The sequence below is a fragment of the Pseudomonas sp. P9_35 genome (assembly GCF_034008205.1).
Taxonomy (GTDB): domain Bacteria; phylum Pseudomonadota; class Gammaproteobacteria; order Pseudomonadales; family Pseudomonadaceae; genus Aquipseudomonas; species Aquipseudomonas kilonensis.
Map to the genome: position 1 here is coordinate 4,939,003 of NZ_CP125373.1, position 16,444 is coordinate 4,955,446.

The 16,444-nt window shown below is 62.0% G+C and carries 14 protein-coding genes and 1 riboswitch; of the genes, 1 reads left to right on the plus strand and 13 read right to left on the minus strand.

Annotated features, from left to right (window positions below; translation table 11 throughout):
• Positions 1-42 precede the first annotated feature (42 nt).
• The 13 genes from QMK47_RS21760 to cobO form a co-directional block, all read right to left on the minus strand.
• Positions 43-1,509, minus strand: a complete 1,467-nt coding sequence (locus tag QMK47_RS21760; protein ID WP_253477177.1) for a hypothetical protein — start codon at positions 1,507-1,509, stop codon at positions 43-45.
• Between the two features lie 101 nt (positions 1,510-1,610).
• Positions 1,611-3,824: an autotransporter outer membrane beta-barrel domain-containing protein gene (locus QMK47_RS21765; RefSeq protein WP_320389317.1), complete on the minus strand. Its 2,214-nt coding sequence runs from the start codon at positions 3,822-3,824 to the stop codon at positions 1,611-1,613.
• A 242-nt stretch (positions 3,825-4,066) separates the two neighbouring features.
• Positions 4,067-6,139, minus strand: coding sequence for a hypothetical protein (locus QMK47_RS21770; RefSeq protein WP_320389318.1), 2,073 nt, complete (start codon positions 6,137-6,139; stop codon positions 4,067-4,069).
• Between the two features lie 153 nt (positions 6,140-6,292).
• A complete protein-coding gene (locus QMK47_RS21775; protein WP_258689126.1) occupies positions 6,293-7,024 on the minus strand; it encodes an adenosylcobinamide-GDP ribazoletransferase in 732 nt (243 codons plus the stop codon).
• 2 nt (positions 7,025-7,026) lie between these two features.
• Positions 7,027-7,602, minus strand: coding sequence for an alpha-ribazole phosphatase family protein (cobC, locus tag QMK47_RS21780; RefSeq protein WP_253477188.1), 576 nt, complete (start codon positions 7,600-7,602; stop codon positions 7,027-7,029).
• Positions 7,599-8,654: a nicotinate-nucleotide--dimethylbenzimidazole phosphoribosyltransferase gene (gene cobT / locus QMK47_RS21785; protein ID WP_253477191.1), complete on the minus strand. Its 1,056-nt coding sequence runs from the start codon at positions 8,652-8,654 to the stop codon at positions 7,599-7,601. The genes cobC and cobT overlap by 4 nt, the downstream gene beginning before the upstream one ends.
• On the minus strand, positions 8,651-9,172 hold the full coding sequence (gene cobU, locus QMK47_RS21790) for a bifunctional adenosylcobinamide kinase/adenosylcobinamide-phosphate guanylyltransferase (protein WP_320389319.1): 522 nt from the start codon (positions 9,170-9,172) through the stop codon (positions 8,651-8,653). The genes cobT and cobU overlap by 4 nt, the downstream gene beginning before the upstream one ends.
• A 151-nt stretch (positions 9,173-9,323) precedes the next feature.
• Positions 9,324-10,775 (minus strand): cobyric acid synthase, encoded by a 1,452-nt coding sequence (locus tag QMK47_RS21795; protein WP_253477196.1) that lies wholly within the window; start codon positions 10,773-10,775, stop codon positions 9,324-9,326.
• Positions 10,772-11,764 carry a threonine-phosphate decarboxylase CobD gene (gene cobD, locus QMK47_RS21800; protein WP_253477199.1) on the minus strand — a complete coding sequence of 331 codons (993 nt, stop codon included), beginning with the start codon at positions 11,762-11,764 and terminating at the stop codon, positions 10,772-10,774. Before cobD ends, QMK47_RS21795 begins: the two co-directional genes overlap by 4 nt.
• Positions 11,757-12,665, minus strand: a complete 909-nt coding sequence (cbiB, locus tag QMK47_RS21805) for an adenosylcobinamide-phosphate synthase CbiB (protein WP_053189701.1) — start codon at positions 12,663-12,665, stop codon at positions 11,757-11,759. Before cbiB ends, cobD begins: the two co-directional genes overlap by 8 nt.
• The gene (bluB, locus tag QMK47_RS21810; protein ID WP_253477203.1) at positions 12,662-13,312 is read right to left on the minus strand and encodes a 5,6-dimethylbenzimidazole synthase; all 651 of its coding nucleotides are present in this window, start codon (positions 13,310-13,312) and stop codon (positions 12,662-12,664) included. The genes cbiB and bluB overlap by 4 nt, the downstream gene beginning before the upstream one ends.
• Positions 13,309-14,706, minus strand: coding sequence for a cobyrinate a,c-diamide synthase (locus tag QMK47_RS21815; protein ID WP_253478632.1), 1,398 nt, complete (start codon positions 14,704-14,706; stop codon positions 13,309-13,311). The genes bluB and QMK47_RS21815 overlap by 4 nt, the downstream gene beginning before the upstream one ends.
• A gap of 11 nt (positions 14,707-14,717) precedes the next feature.
• A complete protein-coding gene (gene cobO, locus QMK47_RS21820; RefSeq protein ID WP_214509582.1) occupies positions 14,718-15,344 on the minus strand; it encodes a cob(I)yrinic acid a,c-diamide adenosyltransferase in 627 nt (208 codons plus the stop codon).
• A 79-nt stretch (positions 15,345-15,423) separates the two neighbouring features.
• A riboswitch (cobalamin riboswitch) is annotated at positions 15,424-15,634 on the minus strand.
• A gap of 154 nt (positions 15,635-15,788) precedes the next feature.
• Here cobO and QMK47_RS21825 point away from each other — a divergent pair.
• A complete protein-coding gene (locus tag QMK47_RS21825; protein WP_018612440.1) occupies positions 15,789-16,373 on the plus strand; it encodes a hypothetical protein in 585 nt (194 codons plus the stop codon).
• The last annotated feature ends 71 nt before the right edge of the window (positions 16,374-16,444 follow it).

The following is a 16,444-nucleotide window of genomic DNA, read 5'->3' on the forward strand; positions in this document are numbered from 1 at the left end:
GACAGCCCATCCATACCGACAAACCCGCTACCCAGGCAAATCTCAAGCAACCAATGTCGGCGTCAACCTCGGAAAGTCTTTCCAAGTCTGCTTGGCATCGAAGCTCATGCTCACCCGCACCTCAAGCGGACTACCAATCTTGAAACGTTGCAAATCAGTCTTCGAAATTTGCCCGGCAGAAATGCGCTGAGCCACCTCCGGGACCGGGGACTCGGTCAGCACCGGAACCCTGACCTGTTGATTGCCGCTGTCGACTCCTCTTACCTCGACCGTAAGGAATTGGTCGACGGCCATGAAGGTCCAGCGTTCGAGTGTGAAACTGGCATACCCACCATCCGCAATACTCCCCAAGCTCAACCTGCCGCCGGAAACCTTGTCGCACTGAATGGTCGGCAAGCCATTCAACTCATCGACTCGCAAACTGTAGTTGTTCGACTCATGCGGTTCGACGACCCCGGGCTCGAATACCTCGTATCGCACGGAAATCGTCTTGCCCAGGTGCTGGGCGATCTTGTCGTTCGGGATTTTATAGTCCCGCGAGCCTGCGGGGTTCGGAGTGTCGGTACGATACGCCCCCACGGTACCCGGCTCGGCCCATTGCACGAACACGCCCTCGCCGTCGTAAATGACCGCCTCCTGCGGAATGATCACCGTCACGCCATTGACCGCATTAAACGGGTCCAGTACACCGCTCGATGATCCGCCCGGCGCTTCCTTGACCTTGGCAGGCGGCAGGGTACGGGGAATCGGCGTGGCATCGACATCCAATACAACCGCCACAGACCTAGGGCTGACATTACCCGCGCGGTCCTGCACCTCATACCACACATACCGGGACCCATCGCCCCTGTCCTGTATTAAATCGGCGCTGATCGTAACCACGACGGGATCAGAAAAATTCTGGTCATCAAGTTCGATGACACCGCCTTTATCCAGGGTGCCTGGTGTAGATCCCCAGTACCAGGTGATCCGATCCCAGGGTCGGGGGTCCGTGTATCCCGGGAGATTGGCCTTGACCTCATCATTGTTCTGCTCAAGGTAGCGGGCAGTGAGTTTATTGGGCGGAAGGACTTCGGCAGGGAAAACCAGCTTGCTGTCAGCAGCAAGGACAGGCGGCGTCGTATCGAGGGTAATCTCCAACTCGGCAGAGTCGTCAGACTCATTGTTATAAGCCGTCGCCCTGTAGTGCAACCGATGAAGCCCGTCATTACCACGCAGTAGTCTTTGGGGCAACGTCACATATCGGTCTGACGGCTCTATGAAAGCGTTCCAAGTTCGGCGATCTACCCAATTCTGGGCACCGTCAAGGAACAGCTCAACCGACTCCTCACCCAACGTCGGATCAGAATTGTCCCATAACACGAACCAAACCTTCAGATCATCATGCGTGGCGGCTTCTGGAAGCAGATTGATTTCACCGCCCGGAATGTTATCTAACAGTTCATCTATGCGGGGTGGAAGTAATTCTCTAGGGTTATCGGAAGACGACTTATCTGCTGACTCGCTCATGAACAAGACTCCTCAAAGAAGCACGAGGACAATGGCCGCAGCCGGTATCCTCGCATCGTGTAAAGAACATTGAACGTGCCGTGCAGCGTCAGCCCATTGAATTACCAGAGATAGCGCACGCCCACGTTGGCCCCCCACGGCTGCTCGATCTTATTGCCGTTGCTGTAATCGAAATCGGCGTGTACCGACACTTTGTCAGTCAACGTCATCGCCACACCCGCACCCAGCTCACCGCGCGAACCGGAGAGGTCATTGCTGAACTTGTTATCGTTGACCTGCACGTCGTTGTTATTGGCGAACTCGTGCACATACGCGGCACGCAGGTACGGCTGCAGCACATTGCCTTCGCCCAGATCGAAGTTGCGCCCAACCGTCGCACCGACCTTGCCCAGCAACGAGTGCGTGCGGTCGCCTTCGGCGGACAAGCCGTTATCCAGGCGATAGTCCTTGCCCTCGATGATCACGCCCGAAAGCTGTGTATACGGTTCGACGAAGTAGTCGTCTTCCAACTTGATGTGACGACCGAACTCCAGGGAGCCACCGACGCCGTGGCTGTCGTAGCTGCCCTTGGCCTTTTTGCCATCGCTCAGGCGGACGTCGGATTCGTTCTGGAAGCGGTTGAACTTGAGCACACCGTCGAAGTAATAGCCGCTTTCCTCGTCCAGCCACGTGGTGTAGGCACCAAGGTAGAAACTGTCGACTTCACCGGTGGTACCGCGACTCAAATCCAGGTCGGACTTGCTGTAGCCACCCATCACCCCCACCAGCCACTGCCCGTCACCGACCGGCAACGGCGCATCGGCACCCAACGACAAGCCCTGCTGGGTTTGCTTATAAGCCACGCCGGAACTGGCGCTGACATCGAACTTGTTACCATAAGCACGCATCCAACCACCGGCCTTGCCTTGGTCCCGGCGCACTTCGCCCATGCGGCTGCGCAAGGTGCTGAGTTCGCCGTACCAGACCGTGGGTGCGGCATTGAACAGCGCCATCACCGATTGGGTACCGGGGCTGATGATTTTCGAAGCGGTGTTCAGGTACCAATCATTGTCGCCTTGCTTGATCAGGTTGTAGGAGTAGGCCCCCAAGTCCACCTCACCACCCGCCAGGGAAAACTGGGCATCGCCACCGCCGATGTGAACCACCGGGATGGAAGCGGCGGCGCCGGGTTCCGAGCCACTGCTGTCGAGCGCCACCAGGTGATTGCCGGTGGCTGTCCCGGTCACCGTCAAGGTGTCGACCTGGCCGGTGCTGAAGTTGGTGTGCATGAAGAAGGTGCCGTTGCCCGACAGCTCGCCCACCGTCAATTTGTAGAATTCGCCCGGATTGCCGAACTGGATGCCACCGCCGTTCATGGAGAGTTTTTCGACCTCGCCATCGCCGACCATGATCCAGCGGGCTTCGTTGTTGACGGCCAGGCTCTCGACGTTTTCCAGGCGACCGGTGAGCGTGGCGAAGTTATCGAACACCACGTTGGCGCTGCTGCCATCTTCCACGATGATGTCGCCGACCAGTTGACTGTTATCGGCGCTGAAATTCGCCGAAGAGCCATTGACGACTTCCAGCAGGGTGCCGTTACCGCCCACCAGGGTAGAGCCGTTGTTGACCTGGATATTCACCCGTTCGGTGTTGGTCTGGGTCTGGCCGTCGACGATGATCGCCGAGCCGGCCAGCCCTTCGACACGGGAATTGTCCAGGATCAACGCGTTGTCGGCGGACAGGTTGAGATCGGCGAACAGGTACACACCGTTGAGCCCACCGATGATGGTGCTGTCGGTGGCGGCGATCTTGCCGCCGAAGCTACGCACGCCAATGCCATCGGCGTTGCTGCCAGTTACGGTGGAGCCTGCTTCGAGTGTCAATTGGCTGAGGGCACTGAGGGTTGCCCCCACTTGTCCACCGATGATCTCACTGTCGCTGACCACCGCGGTAGATCCGCCGCTGGCCGTTTGCGCCAGCCGCAGCCCGATACGGCTGCTGACAATTTTGCTTTTATTGGCGATGGTCGTTTCACTGGCAGACAGATCGACTCCGTTGGTCGTGCCCTGAGCGGTGACCTGAGTCCCGTTGAGGGTGATATTCGACCCTGTGGTCGCCCGGATCTGGTGCGTCGTGGCGCCATTGGCCGTCAGCTTGCTTTCGTTCTCCACCAGGTAATCATCGGGCGTGGTGGTGGCGTCGATGGTCTTGGACGCACCATTGTCGATGAGTGTCTGCGCCAGGCCGGTCGGGCTGAGCAACAGCAACGGCGCGAGGGTTGCGAGCTTGAGAAAACGCGCAAGCGGCGTGATAGAGAATGAGTGGCTAACGGGCATGGATAACTCCTGGATAAACAAGCTGTCTGGCAACCGTCGAGCCTGGCGTTTACCGTCTGGGTCCGAACGATCAAAAGGCGGCAATCCTAAGCACTCGCTTCCTGGATATATGTAGGATTTATCCTTGTGTTTGTGAGACTTTTCTTATTGCTTCTACATGAAATATCAATGTTGGCGCCTTTCCTATGGCTCCCCCCAGCAGGCACATCCGGGCAGCAGACGCCCGGGTGCCGGCTTCGAGGTTAAGGCCTTGGGATCTCGCACGGATCATTCGGTCGGTGGAAAGCCGTGCGGGTTGTCAACGGCGTCGATTCAAGCGTCTCCGAGCCGTCATCGTGGAAATACTGGATCTTCGCCCGGCCCCTGCGATTCGATGCGGCGTTCTCGTCATAAAGCGGCAGGATATGGGTCGTGTAAGGTTCCACCCGGATGGTGAAGCCGCTGACAGGTGCACCGGCGGTGCCCAGCACGTAAGTCCGCTCAAATTCCGCGCCGAGGATCGGATCTTCAGGTGCGTTCAAATCCTCCCCTCTCATGGGGGTGAAGACGAACGTGATCTCGTCACCATCCTCAAGCACTCCGGTTAGGTCAGGGATGGCGACCTGGAGCGCGCCATCGGGATCAAGCACCGAGCAGCCTGGATAACCGGTCGGGTTAGGGATGGTGGGAAAACTCGCAGGTGGCAGCTCAACCGCAATGGCATTGACATCGACCAGGGTTGGCGTGGATTCGAGATCATTCTCAATGCCTGGCGCGCTCAATTGATAGTGCACCGGCACGGCCTGGCCATTGCCACCGTCCTTGATGTAGTTCCAAGGGATGTCGACGGTTTGATCCTGGCCAGGTACGTGATCAGGATCTGTATCATCGAAGGTGATCCGGGCCTCAACGACACGCGTGCCATTCCAGAAAAAATCGATGACATGACCGTTAACCGCCTCGGCGTACCAGGTAAAGGTGAATTTCGCGTCCTCGTCCTTGTCGGCCCGCGTCAACTCGTTGGTCCGGCTATCATCCCAATTCTTGACTACGCCTACCGTCAAGCTTGGATGCACCGGATCCGGCCAATCGGGAGATGGCCAGGGAACCCAGGGGATCGGCACCTCGAAATTGACCTCGATATCGGTGTCTTCAGGTCCGAATGGCCGACCTTTACGCACGACGTGATAACTGACGTTGGTCGTCTTGTCGCCGGTGGTGTTTTCGCCGTATTCCTCGAGCATGAGGAGTTTCGGTTCCACCAGTATCTCGATCTTGGGAGGTGGATTGGGGCCAACGGGTTGGTCGGCCAAGGTTGTATTTCCCCACTTCAACCGAATGTCGTCGTAGCTCTTGGGATCGTCATACATGGGAATCCACACGCTCACCCCCGACAAAGCATGCTCAACCACCAAAGGGCCCGGATCTGCCTGGGGGACTTCCGGAACTTTTAGATTGGTCGGTAGCGGCCCGAAGGTGAGGCTTATTTTCTGCCAAAGCGACAGAGCGCTGGGATTGGTCGCCTTGTCGATCAGGACGTAGATGAACACGCATTCGGCATCGCCAAACGCACGAATACGATCGCCGTCGATTTCGATCGGAGTGTCTGAGGTGCCCGGGGGGGGAACATCGTTGAAGAAAATCGGGGAGAGTCCATTCAGGTCCTCGGGAATGTCGGCGGCATCCACCAGGTAAACGGCGATTTTATCCGTAGCTTGCCAATCAGCGTAACCAGGAATTGTGGCAGTCAAACTGCTGCCAGGCGCCAGGTTTGTGTCGTCGAGGTACACGTCCGAAAACTTCAACGCCTCTGGCGGGTCGTGTCTATAAGGTGGTTGTTGATCGATAACGATCGGGGATATTGGTGAATCGTCTTCTTCATCCTGATAAGAGTGGTGGCGATACATAAGACGACACGCAGCAAGTTGCGGAAGATCCCTCGGCTGGATGAGCATCTCGTAAGGAAAGGTTTCCGTAAAGTCGGTAGCACCTGCCGGGATTACAAATTCATGATCAGCCACGACTTCAAAACGACCCGTGCCCCGATCAAGCAGAACTTCAATTTTTTCCGGGGCCTGGGGAGGTGGCAAGTTAGCCCACTTGGGAATTTTTACCTTCATTCCGTTCTTCAGACTGGGACCGTTGATCAGACCAGTCGCAATGTCGACTATAGGATGATCGATGATTATCGACTGATCGCCCAACCCCGACCGGTGCTCGGTGCGCATCCTGAGATAAGCGCTGTGCGCCTCACGTCGCGCCAGTCTGTTATCCGCATTTGCCATGCTATCGCTCTCCCATTGACAACGTTCAGCCGTTGAAACGTCAACGGCCATCCAATTTTCCTGGCAGATCGATAACACCGGACACGACACAACGCTTCCCATCGCTCTGCGCGGCAGCTGAGGCCTTGAGCGAATTAAGCCCGCGTTTTCAATGACGCGATACTGTCAGAGTTGACAGGTCGCCGGGACAAGATCAGGACAAACTCAGCGCAACACCACCCCCACCAACATCGCCATCTCAAGCAATTCCAGCAACGCCCCGGCGGTATCCCCGGTGCAGCCCCCTAGCCTGCGCAGCATCATCTGGCGCAAGCCGATAAAGACCGCCGAGGCGGCCAACAGGGCAACGACACCTGCCCAACCCGCCACCAGCACGCCTCCCAGCGCGCACACCCACAACACCTGCCAACCCGCACGGCGGGGCAGATGATCGGCGAGGGCCTGGCCCAGGCCGCCGGCACGCACGTACGGCGTGGTCAGGAACAGGCCAAGCAACGCGGCACGCCCCAGCACCGGCACGACGATCAAGGTCAACGTCTGTCCCTGCTCGATCAACGCCAGCAGCGCGGTGAATTTGAGCAGCAGCACCAGCACCAGGGTGATCACCGCGATCGGCCCACTGCGCGGGTCTTTCATGATCAGCAACGTACGCTCGCGGTCGCCGAAACCGCCCAACCAGGCATCGGCGCTGTCGGCCAGGCCATCGAGGTGCAGGCCGCCGCTGAGCAACACCCACACGCTCAGCAACAGCGCGGCGTGCAGCAGCAACGGCGTGCCCAGCAGCAGTGCATTGAACAGCCACAGCAAAACACCGAACAACAACCCCACCACCGGATAGAACAACAGCGAACGGCCCAGCTGTTCAGGCTCGGGCATGCCAGGCAGGCGTACCGGCAGACTGCTGAGAAACTGCAAGGCGATCCAGAAGGGCAACATCGTCAATCCGCCTCTTTGAGCACGGGCCCTGCCGACACCGTCAGGGAAAACAGCGCGCCATGGCCGACTTCGACATTGAGCAATTGCTCCCGAGGCAGGCCGCGGGCCTGGGCCAGCAGCAGGCGCATCACACCGCCATGGCTGACCAGCAAGACTCGCTCACCGGCATAGGCCGCGTGCAGGCGTTCGACCGCCGCCAGCACGCGGCTGGAAAACGCCAGCACCGGCTCGCCTTCGGGGGGCGTGAAGGCATAGGGATCGGCCCAGAACTGGCCCAGTGCCTCGGCGTCGGTGTCCATCAGCGCCGCTGCGCTACGGCCTTCCCAGGCGCCGAAATGCAGCTCTTGCAGGTCTTTGTCCAGTTGCACCGGCACGCCGAGTCGGGCACCCAGTTGCTCGGCAAAGCGGGCGCAACGCTGCAACGGCGAACTCACCAGGCGATCCCAGGGGCCGCCTTGCTCGACAGCCGTGTGCATCTGCTCCCAGCCCCTGGCCGTCAAGGCATCGTCGAGGCTGCCGCGCAAGCCACCGCCCAGCTCGGTTTCGCCGTGACGCAGCAGGTCCAGGCGCAAGGTCATGCCGGGCGATCCGCCACGGCCGCTTCGGCAAACGTCGCCATTTGCCCGTGAAGGTCACAGGCCAGGCGCAACAGCGGCACTGCCAACGCCGCGCCACTGCCCTCGCCCAGGCGCAGGCCCAAATCCAGCAGCGGTTCGGCGCCGAGGGTTTCCAGCACGTGGCGATGGCCCGGCTCGGCGCCACGATGGCCGAACAGCAACCATGGCCGGCACGCGGGATTGATCCGCACCGCCACCAGGGCCGCAACGCTGCAGATGAAGCCATCCACCAACACCGCGACGCCCTGCTGGGCGCAGGCCAGGTACGCACCGACCAACGCGGCGATTTCAAAACCGCCGAGGTTGAACAGGGTCTGCAACGGGTCGTGGCCCTGGGCCGCGTGCAGCGCCAGGGCCCGTTCGATCACCTGGGCCTTGCGGCTGACACCCGCCGCGTCCAACCCGGTACCCGGCCCCACCAGATGCGCCACCGGGCATTCGAGCAAGGCGCAGGCCAGGGCGCTGGCGGCCGTGGTGTTGCCGATGCCCATCTCGCCACCAATGAACAAGTGCGTCCCGGCCGCGACCGCACGCGCCACGCTGTCGCGCCCAGCTTGCAGGGCCTGCTCGCCCTCGCTCACCGTCATGGCTGGGCCCTGGACAAAATTCGCCGTGCCCGGCCCGACGTTCAGGTGCCGTACGCCGGGCAGGTCCAGCGAAGGCGTGACGGTGCCCAGGTCCACCACTTCCAGCGACGCGCCCAGTTGCCGCGCCAGGACGCTGATGGCCGCGCCGCCGCTGACGAAGTTGAGCAGCATCTGCCCGGTGACTTCCTGGGGATAGGCCGATACGCCTTCGGCGACCACACCATGGTCACCGGCAAAAATCGCGATCCATAGCTGATCGAGGCTCGGTTTGACCTGCCCTTGCAGGCCGGCCAGTTGCACCGCCACCGACTCCAGCCGGCCCAGGGAACCCGCCGGCTTGGTCAGTTGTTGCTGACGGGCCGTGGCCTGCTCCAGGGCCTGGTTATCGACGGGCTTGCACGGGTCCAGCCACCAGCAATGATTCATAACGCAGTACCTTTGAGAGTCAGGGGCAGGCCGGCGACGGTCAGCACGACGCGCTGACAACGTTCGGCCAAGGCTTGATGCAGCCAACCGGCTTCATCGACGTAACGGCGAGTCAGCTCGCCCAGCGGCACGACACCCATGCCGGTCTCGTTGCTGACAAAAATGATGTCCCCGGGCAGCGTGGCCAGGCAGTCCAGCAGCGCCTCGCGTTCGGCGTTCAGTTGCTCGGGGTCGTCGAGCATCAGCAGGTTGGTCAGCCACAGGGTCAGGCAATCCACCAGCAGGCATTGCCCGGGGGCGGCGTTTTCCCGTAGCACCCGCGCCAGGGCCAGGGGTTCTTCCACTAGCGCCCATTCGGTCGGGCGCCGCGCGCGGTGTTGCGCGACGCGCGCGGTCATCTCGCCATCCAGGGGTTGGCTGGTGGCGATGTAGGTCACTGGCAATTGGGTGTCTGTGGCGAGTTTTTCCGCCAGGCGACTCTTGCCGGAGCGGGCGCCGCCGAGGATCAGTTGCAGCATGGGTCATTACCTTTTATTTGACGGTGTGGCGACTGGCCTCTTCGCGAGCAAGCTCGCTCCCACAGTTGATCCAGGGTGTACATGAATTCGGTGATCATCAGAGATCCAAAGTGGGAGCGAGCTTGCTCGCGATGAGGCCGGTACAGCCACGTCAAATCCCACAGAGTTCACGCAACAACCGAGTATCCAAATGCTGTTCCACCAGATCCGCCAACCGCTCGATGTCCCGCTCGCGCAACCCGTGGTAATCCACCGCCTGCACATCCTGCAACCCGGCCCAGCGCAACAACGCGCTACTGGCCGCCGGCGATTCAAAGAGCCCATGCAGGTAAGTGCCGAACACCTGCCCGTCGAGACTCTGGGCACCGTCGCAACGGTCATCCTCCAGATGCACCGCGGGGTTTTCCAGGGCCGGGCCAGTGGTCACGCCCGCGTGGATCTCGTAGCCGCTGACCTCAGCCTCTTCCAAGGCCAGTCGCCCGCGCACATTGCGCAATTGCTTCTCGTGTTCCAGGGTCGTTTCGAAGTCCAGCAGGCCCAGCCCGGCACTGGAACCGGCCGCGCCTTCGAGCCCCAACGGGTCGTGGACCTGCTGGCCGAGCATCTGCAAACCACCGCAGATGCCCAGCAGCTTGCCACCGTAGCGCAGGTGACGATTGATCGCCGTTGCCCAACCGTTGGCGCGCAAGTAGGCCAGGTCGCTGCGCACGCTTTTCGAACCGGGCAGGATGATCAGGTCGGCCGCCGGGATGGGCTGGCCGGGGCCGATGAATTGCAAGTCGACCTGCGGGTGCAGGCGCAGTGGATCGAAATCGGTGTGGTTGCTGATGCGCGGCAACACCGGCACCACCACCTTGAGCACCTGTTCAGCCTTGTCGGTTTGGCGTTGGTCGAGGCCATCCTCGGCTTCCAGGTGCAGGTCCATCACGTACGGCAACACGCCGATCACCGGTTTGCCGGTGCGCGCTTCCAGCCAGTCCAGGCCCGGTTGCAGCAAGGCGATGTCACCGCGAAAACGGTTGATGATGAAGCCCTTGACCCGCGCCTGTTCGCTGGGCGAAAGCAACTCCAGGGTACCGACCAGATGAGCGAACACCCCGCCACGATTGATATCGGCGATCAGCAGCACCGGGCAATCCACCGCCTCGGCAAAGCCCATGTTGGCAATGTCACCCGCGCGCAGGTTGATCTCGGCCGGCGAGCCGGCGCCCTCCACCATCACCACCGGATAGGCCGCGCTCAAGCGCGCGTGGGAGGCCAGCACGGCTTGCATCGCGATGGCTTTGTAATCGTGATAGGCCACCGCATTCATGGTGGTCACGGCACGGCCATGGATGATCACCTGGGCGCCGGTGTCGCTGTTGGGCTTGAGCAGCACCGGGTTCATGTCGGTGTGCGGTTCCAGCCCCGCCGCCTGGGCCTGCACCGCCTGGGCGCGACCGATTTCGCCGCCGTCGGCCGTCACGGCGCTGTTGAGGGCCATGTTCTGCGGCTTGAACGGCACCACGCTTACACCCTGGCGTCGGACCCAGCGGCATAAAGCCGTGACCAAGGTACTTTTGCCGGCATCGGACGTGGTGCCCTGCACCATCACTGTGGTCATCGGGTGTCCTTGGCGTAGGCCTCTAAGGCCCGTTCGAGGCGCAGGAATTCGCTGTCATCGGCCGGCAGCCCGAAGCGCAGGCTGCTGGTGTTGGTAAACAAGCGCAGGAGAATGCCGCGATGGGCCATGAAATCATGAAGCCCCAGGGCGTGTTCGGTGACCAGCCATTGGAACAACCCGCAGCCGCCCTGCGGCTTGAAGCCGTGGCGTTCGAGCATCAGCGCCAGGCGTTGGCTGGTGGCTTCGCAGCGTTGGCGCTGGTAGGCGTGGGCATCAGTGTCCAGCAGGCACGCCTGGCCCAGCACCCGGGTCGGCCCGCTGACGACCCACGGCCCGACCTGTTCGGCGAGCAACTTGAGCAAGCGGCGCTCGGCCAATACAAACCCCAGGCGAACCCCGGCCAGGCCAAAGAACTTGCCGAACGAGCGCAGCACGATCAACCCGACCAGATGGGTGTGCGCCGCCAGGCTCAGCGCCGGCGTGACGTCCATGAAGGCCTCATCCACCACCAGCCAGCCACCGCGCTGGGCCAGGCGCGCATGCCAGTCCAGCAAGCGCTCGGGCGCCAGGCTCAGGCCCGTGGGATTGTTCGGATTGACCACCACCAGCACGTCGAGGCTGTCGAGAAAGAAATCCACCTCCGACTCCAGCACTTCGCGAACGATGTAGCCGCTGCGGCGCCAGGCTTCGGCGTGCTCGGCGTAACAGGGCGACAAGACACCGACCTTGCCGGCCCGGCGCAGGCGCGGCAACAGCTGGATCGCCATCTGCGAACCGGCCACCGGTAGCACATTCAGCGCGCCGTAATAATCGCAGGCGGCCTGTTCCAAGCCGTCATCGGTTTCCGGCAGGCGCGCCCAGGCCCGCAGGGGAATCGCCGGGACGTCGAACGGCCAAGGCGCCAGACCGCTGGACAAGTCGAGCCAATCCGCTTCGGCAATGCCGTATTGCCGGGCTGCGTTGCGCAAACGGCCACCGTGCTCAAGCATAAAACTCAGCTCCCAGGCAGAGAATCAGCAGCCATAACCATACGCCGCGCTGGACCAATTGCCAGCCGCGATCAATGGCGTCGGCACTCGCCGGCACGCCCTCGCCCAGCGCTGGACGTTGATGCAGTTCGCCGTGGTAAACCGCCGCCCCGCCCAGCTCGACACCCAGCGCTCCGGCACCGGCGGCCATCACTGGTCCGGCGTTGGGGCTGTCCCAGGTCGGCCCCTGGGTGCGCCAGCACTTGAGCGCCAGACGGGTTTTGCCGAGCAGCGCGTAGGTCAATGCCACCAGGCGCGCCGGAATATAGTTGAGCACATCGTCGATTTTTGCCGCCGCCCAGCCGAAGCGCTCGAAGCGTTCGTTGCGATAACCCCACATGGCGTCGAGGGTATTGCTCAGGCGATACAACACCACGCCGGGCGCGCCGGCCACGGCGAACCAGAACAACGCGGCGAACACCGCGTCGCTGCCATTTTCCAGCACCGATTCGGTGGCGGCGCGGGCCACGGCGGTTTCATCCAGCTCAGCCGTTTCGCGGCTGACCAGATAGCCGACACGCTTGCGCGCCTCCTCCAGATCGCCGCTGCGCAACGCCCGCGCCACCGGCTCGACATGTTCACCGAGACTGCGCAGGCCGAGGGCACAGTACAAGGCGAGGATCTCCACCAGCCAGCCCACCATTGGCGCCCACGAAAGGGCCGTGGCGAGCAAGGTCAACGGCACCACGGCAATGATCCACGCCGTCACCCCATGGCTGCGCCAACCACGTCCGCCGGAATTGAAACGTTGTTCGATGCGATCGGCAAAACCGCCGAACGCCACCAGCGGATGCCAGCGTCGGGGCTCGCCCAGCAATGCATCCAGCGCCACTGCGGCGGCACTGAGCAACGCCACACTCATGGGCTCACTCCCCAATGGTTTTCATACAGCAGTTCATTGAGCGGACGCGGTTGCGCCCACCCTTCCAGGGCGAGCATCGGCGCCGGGTAAAAACCCTCGACCGGGCCCAAGCAGAGGATCGCCAGCGGCTTGGCCCCAGCGGGTAGGCCCAGCAGGTCGGCCAGGGCCTGGGGTTCGAACAGCGACACCCAGCCCATCCCCAGCCCTTCGGCGCGGGAAGCCAGCCACAGGTTCTGGATCGCGCAGGACAGCGAGGCCAGGTCCATTTCCGGCAAGGTCCGGCGACCGAAGATGTGCCGCTCACGATCTTCCATCAACGCCGCCACCAGCACTTCGGCGCAGTCGTCGACCCCTTCGACCTTGAGCTTCATGAATTCATCGCTGCGCTCACCCAGGGCCTCGGCGGTGCGAATGCGTTCCTGCTCCACCAGTTCGCGGATCTGTCCACGCAAGGCGCGGTCACTGATGCGGATGAAGCGCCATGGTTGCATGAGGCCGACGCTGGGGGCCTGGTGCGCGGCTTCCAGCAGGCGGCGCAGCAAGGCCGGCTCAACCGTGCCACCGCTGAAGTGGCGCATGTCGCGGCGTTCGGCGATGACGCGGTAGATAGCGTCGCGTTCGGCCTGGGAGAAAGCGGTGTCGGTCATGGCCTCTTCGCGAGCAAGCTCGCTCCCACATTGGCTAGCGTTGCACTTGAGATCACGGGGTCCCCTGTGGGAACGAGCTTGCTCGCGATAGCGGTCTCAGGATCAGGCGCAAACAACGCAGCAATCGCCTTGGGATTGGACGGGAAATAAAAATGAACATAGGAAGCCGTCATCCGCCCCTGCCGGAACACCGCTTCCGCCCCGCGCCCGCCATTGGGGCTATGGCCACGGGCAATCGGTTCAAGCTCGGTGCTGGTCAGGGAATGATGATAGGTATGCCCACGCAAGGTGCCTTCCGGCAAATCCACCGCTTGCAGCGCCAGGGCTGCCAGGCGCTTTTGCATCTGCGCATCACCGGCCAGCAAACCCAGCAGTTCGGCGCGCACGCCTTCGACATCGGTCAATGAATCGAGCAGATACAACATGCCGCCGCATTCGGCGAGCAACGGTTTGTCGGCGGCCTGGTGAGCACGGATCGCTGCCAGCATCGGCGCGTTCCCAGCCAACGCAACGTGGTGCAGTTCCGGATAACCGCCAGGCAAATAAAGGCTGTCCGCCTCGGGCAGTTCGCTGTCATGAATCGGCGAAAAGAAACACAACTGCGCGCCCATGGCCCGCAGCAGATCAAGGCTGGCGCCATAGGTGAAGGCAAACGCTTCGTCACGGGCCACAGCAATGCGCACCCCGGCGAGCCACGGCTCAACGGTGATCACCTCAGGCGCGGCGAACTCCACCGCTGGCGGCAGCGCCACTTCGCAACTGCCGGCCAGGGCCTCGGCGGCCACGTCGAGGCGCGCGTCCAAGTCGTTCAACTCGCTGGCCTGGACCAACCCGAGATGACGACTGGGCAATTCGATGCCGGTTTCCCGAGACAGCGCGCCGTACCAGCGCAGGCCTTCGGTCAGGCTGCCTTCGAGCAATTGCGCGTGGCGCAAGGTGCCGACCCGGTTGGCCAAGACCCCGGCGAACGGCAGGTCCGGTTGATAACGCGCCAGGCCCAGGGCCAGGGCGCCGAAAGTCTGGGCCATGGCCGTGCCATCGATCACCGCCAACACCGGCACGCCAAAATGCCGCGCCAGGTCGGCGCTCGACGGGGTGCCGTCGAACAGCCCCATCACCCCTTCGATCAGGATCAAGTCCGCTTCGGCAGCGGCTTCCCACAACAGCCGGCGACTTTCCTGCTCGCCGACCATCCACATGTCCAATTGATAGACCGGCGCGCCACTGGCCCGCTCCAGGATCATCGGGTCGAGAAAATCCGGGCCGCATTTGAACACACGCACCTTGCGTCCCTGGTTGCGATGCAAGCGGGCCAGCGCCGCAGTGACGGTGGTCTTGCCTTGGCCCGAGGCCGGCGCTGCGATCAGCACCGCCGGACAGCGGCGGCGGGTCATGGCGGGATCGCTCACAGTTCGACGCCTTTCTGCGCCTTGATACCTGCCTGGAACGCGTGCTTGATCATGCCCATTTCAGTCACGGTGTCGGCCAGCTCGATCATCTCGGGCTTGGCCCCACGACCGGTCACCACCACATGCTGCATCGGTGGGCGGGCCTGCAGATCGCTCAGCACCTGATCGAGGTCGAGGTAACCGTGCTTGAGGGCAATGTTCAACTCGTCGAGCACCACCAGGCCGATGGACGGATCGCTGAGCAACTGGCGCGATACCGCCCAGGCGGCTTCGGCGGCGGCGATGTCGCGCTGGCGATCCTGGGTTTCCCAGGTGAAGCCTTCACCCATGACGTGAAAGCGCACCTGCTCCGGGAAGCGGCGCAAGAACAGCTCTTCACCGGTACTGTTGCGCCCCTTGATGAACTGCACCACGCCGCACTGCATGCCGTGGCCCATGGCCCGGGCCAGCATGCCGAACGCCGAGCTGCTCTTGCCCTTGCCGTTGCCCGTCAGCACCAGCAACAAGCCGCATTCATTCGGCGAGTTGGCGATGCGCTCGTCGATCACGGCTTTCTTGCGCAGCATGCGCGCCAGGTGGCGTTCGTCGCGATCGGATGCATCGATCGTGGGGGAGTCGGTCATGGGGAAGCCTCCGTTGGGATTGGATAACGGCGGGCGGGCACAAAAAAAGACGGCAACAAGCCTGGCATCGCCCACCGTGATGCCGTTGGATGAATCAGGCCGGTCTCCGGGCTCATGAGCGGCGCAATGCCGGTCTGTGCGCCTTCCCATGTCTGGCGACACAGTGGCTTGAGCACAGCGTTGACTCATTTACCGTTGCGGGGGCAGCGCCGGGTTCGTGTGCACTCACCGGCTTCCCTGTTTCACTCTGTCGACCACAGCCACAGAGCACCTGAAACAAGCGGCGAAGGTTAGAGGGTTGGGGGTGGAGCGTCAATTAAAGCCGCCTGTCGGGGCGATCATTGGCGCCGATCAATAAAATGACGGCAATCTTGTGGGATTCTGCGGCAAGTGATATCAAAGCGACATTACGACCCGATATCACAAGAACAAGAGGGCAAAAGCATGCAAGGGATGATCATCAGCAATCCAAAACTGGAATTCCTGCGCCCGGCGCTGGAACGCTGGTTTGACTGTATCGACCGCTACAACGCGGTGCGTGGCGATAACGACACGCCTTATTGGTTCGATGAAAAAGCCAACCTCGGCTTGCTCTCGGCCGCAGCCTGGATGGCCGAGATGGTCACGCTGCAGAACGCCCCGACCCGCAAGCAGAATGAAGAAGGCGAACGCAACGTCAGCGCCGATCTGTTCATCGCCAGCACCGAGGAGCGCGCCTTCATCCAGGCCACCCAGCGCTGGCCCAAGGTAAGCAACCTGAACCTGACCCAGCCGCTGCTGGAAGCCACCAGCGATGCCAAGCGCATCAGCTACGCCAGCGATCTGAAGCTGGGCTGCCTGTTCGTCTCGCCGCAAAAAGCCCAGCAAAGCGCCACGCCCGAAGAATTGCAGGACATGATCGACGACCTGCAGAAGGAAAACACCTGCGCCGTGGCCTGGTACTTCCCTTACGCCTACCGCAAGTTGCGCAACGAAGCCGGGCATTACCATCCTGGCATCGCGGTGCTGTTCAAGCAGGCCCACGGTTGATTCATTGCACACTGGGAACTGTGGAAGAAACTGTGGGAGCGAGCTTGCTCGCGATAGCGGTGTGCCAGTCA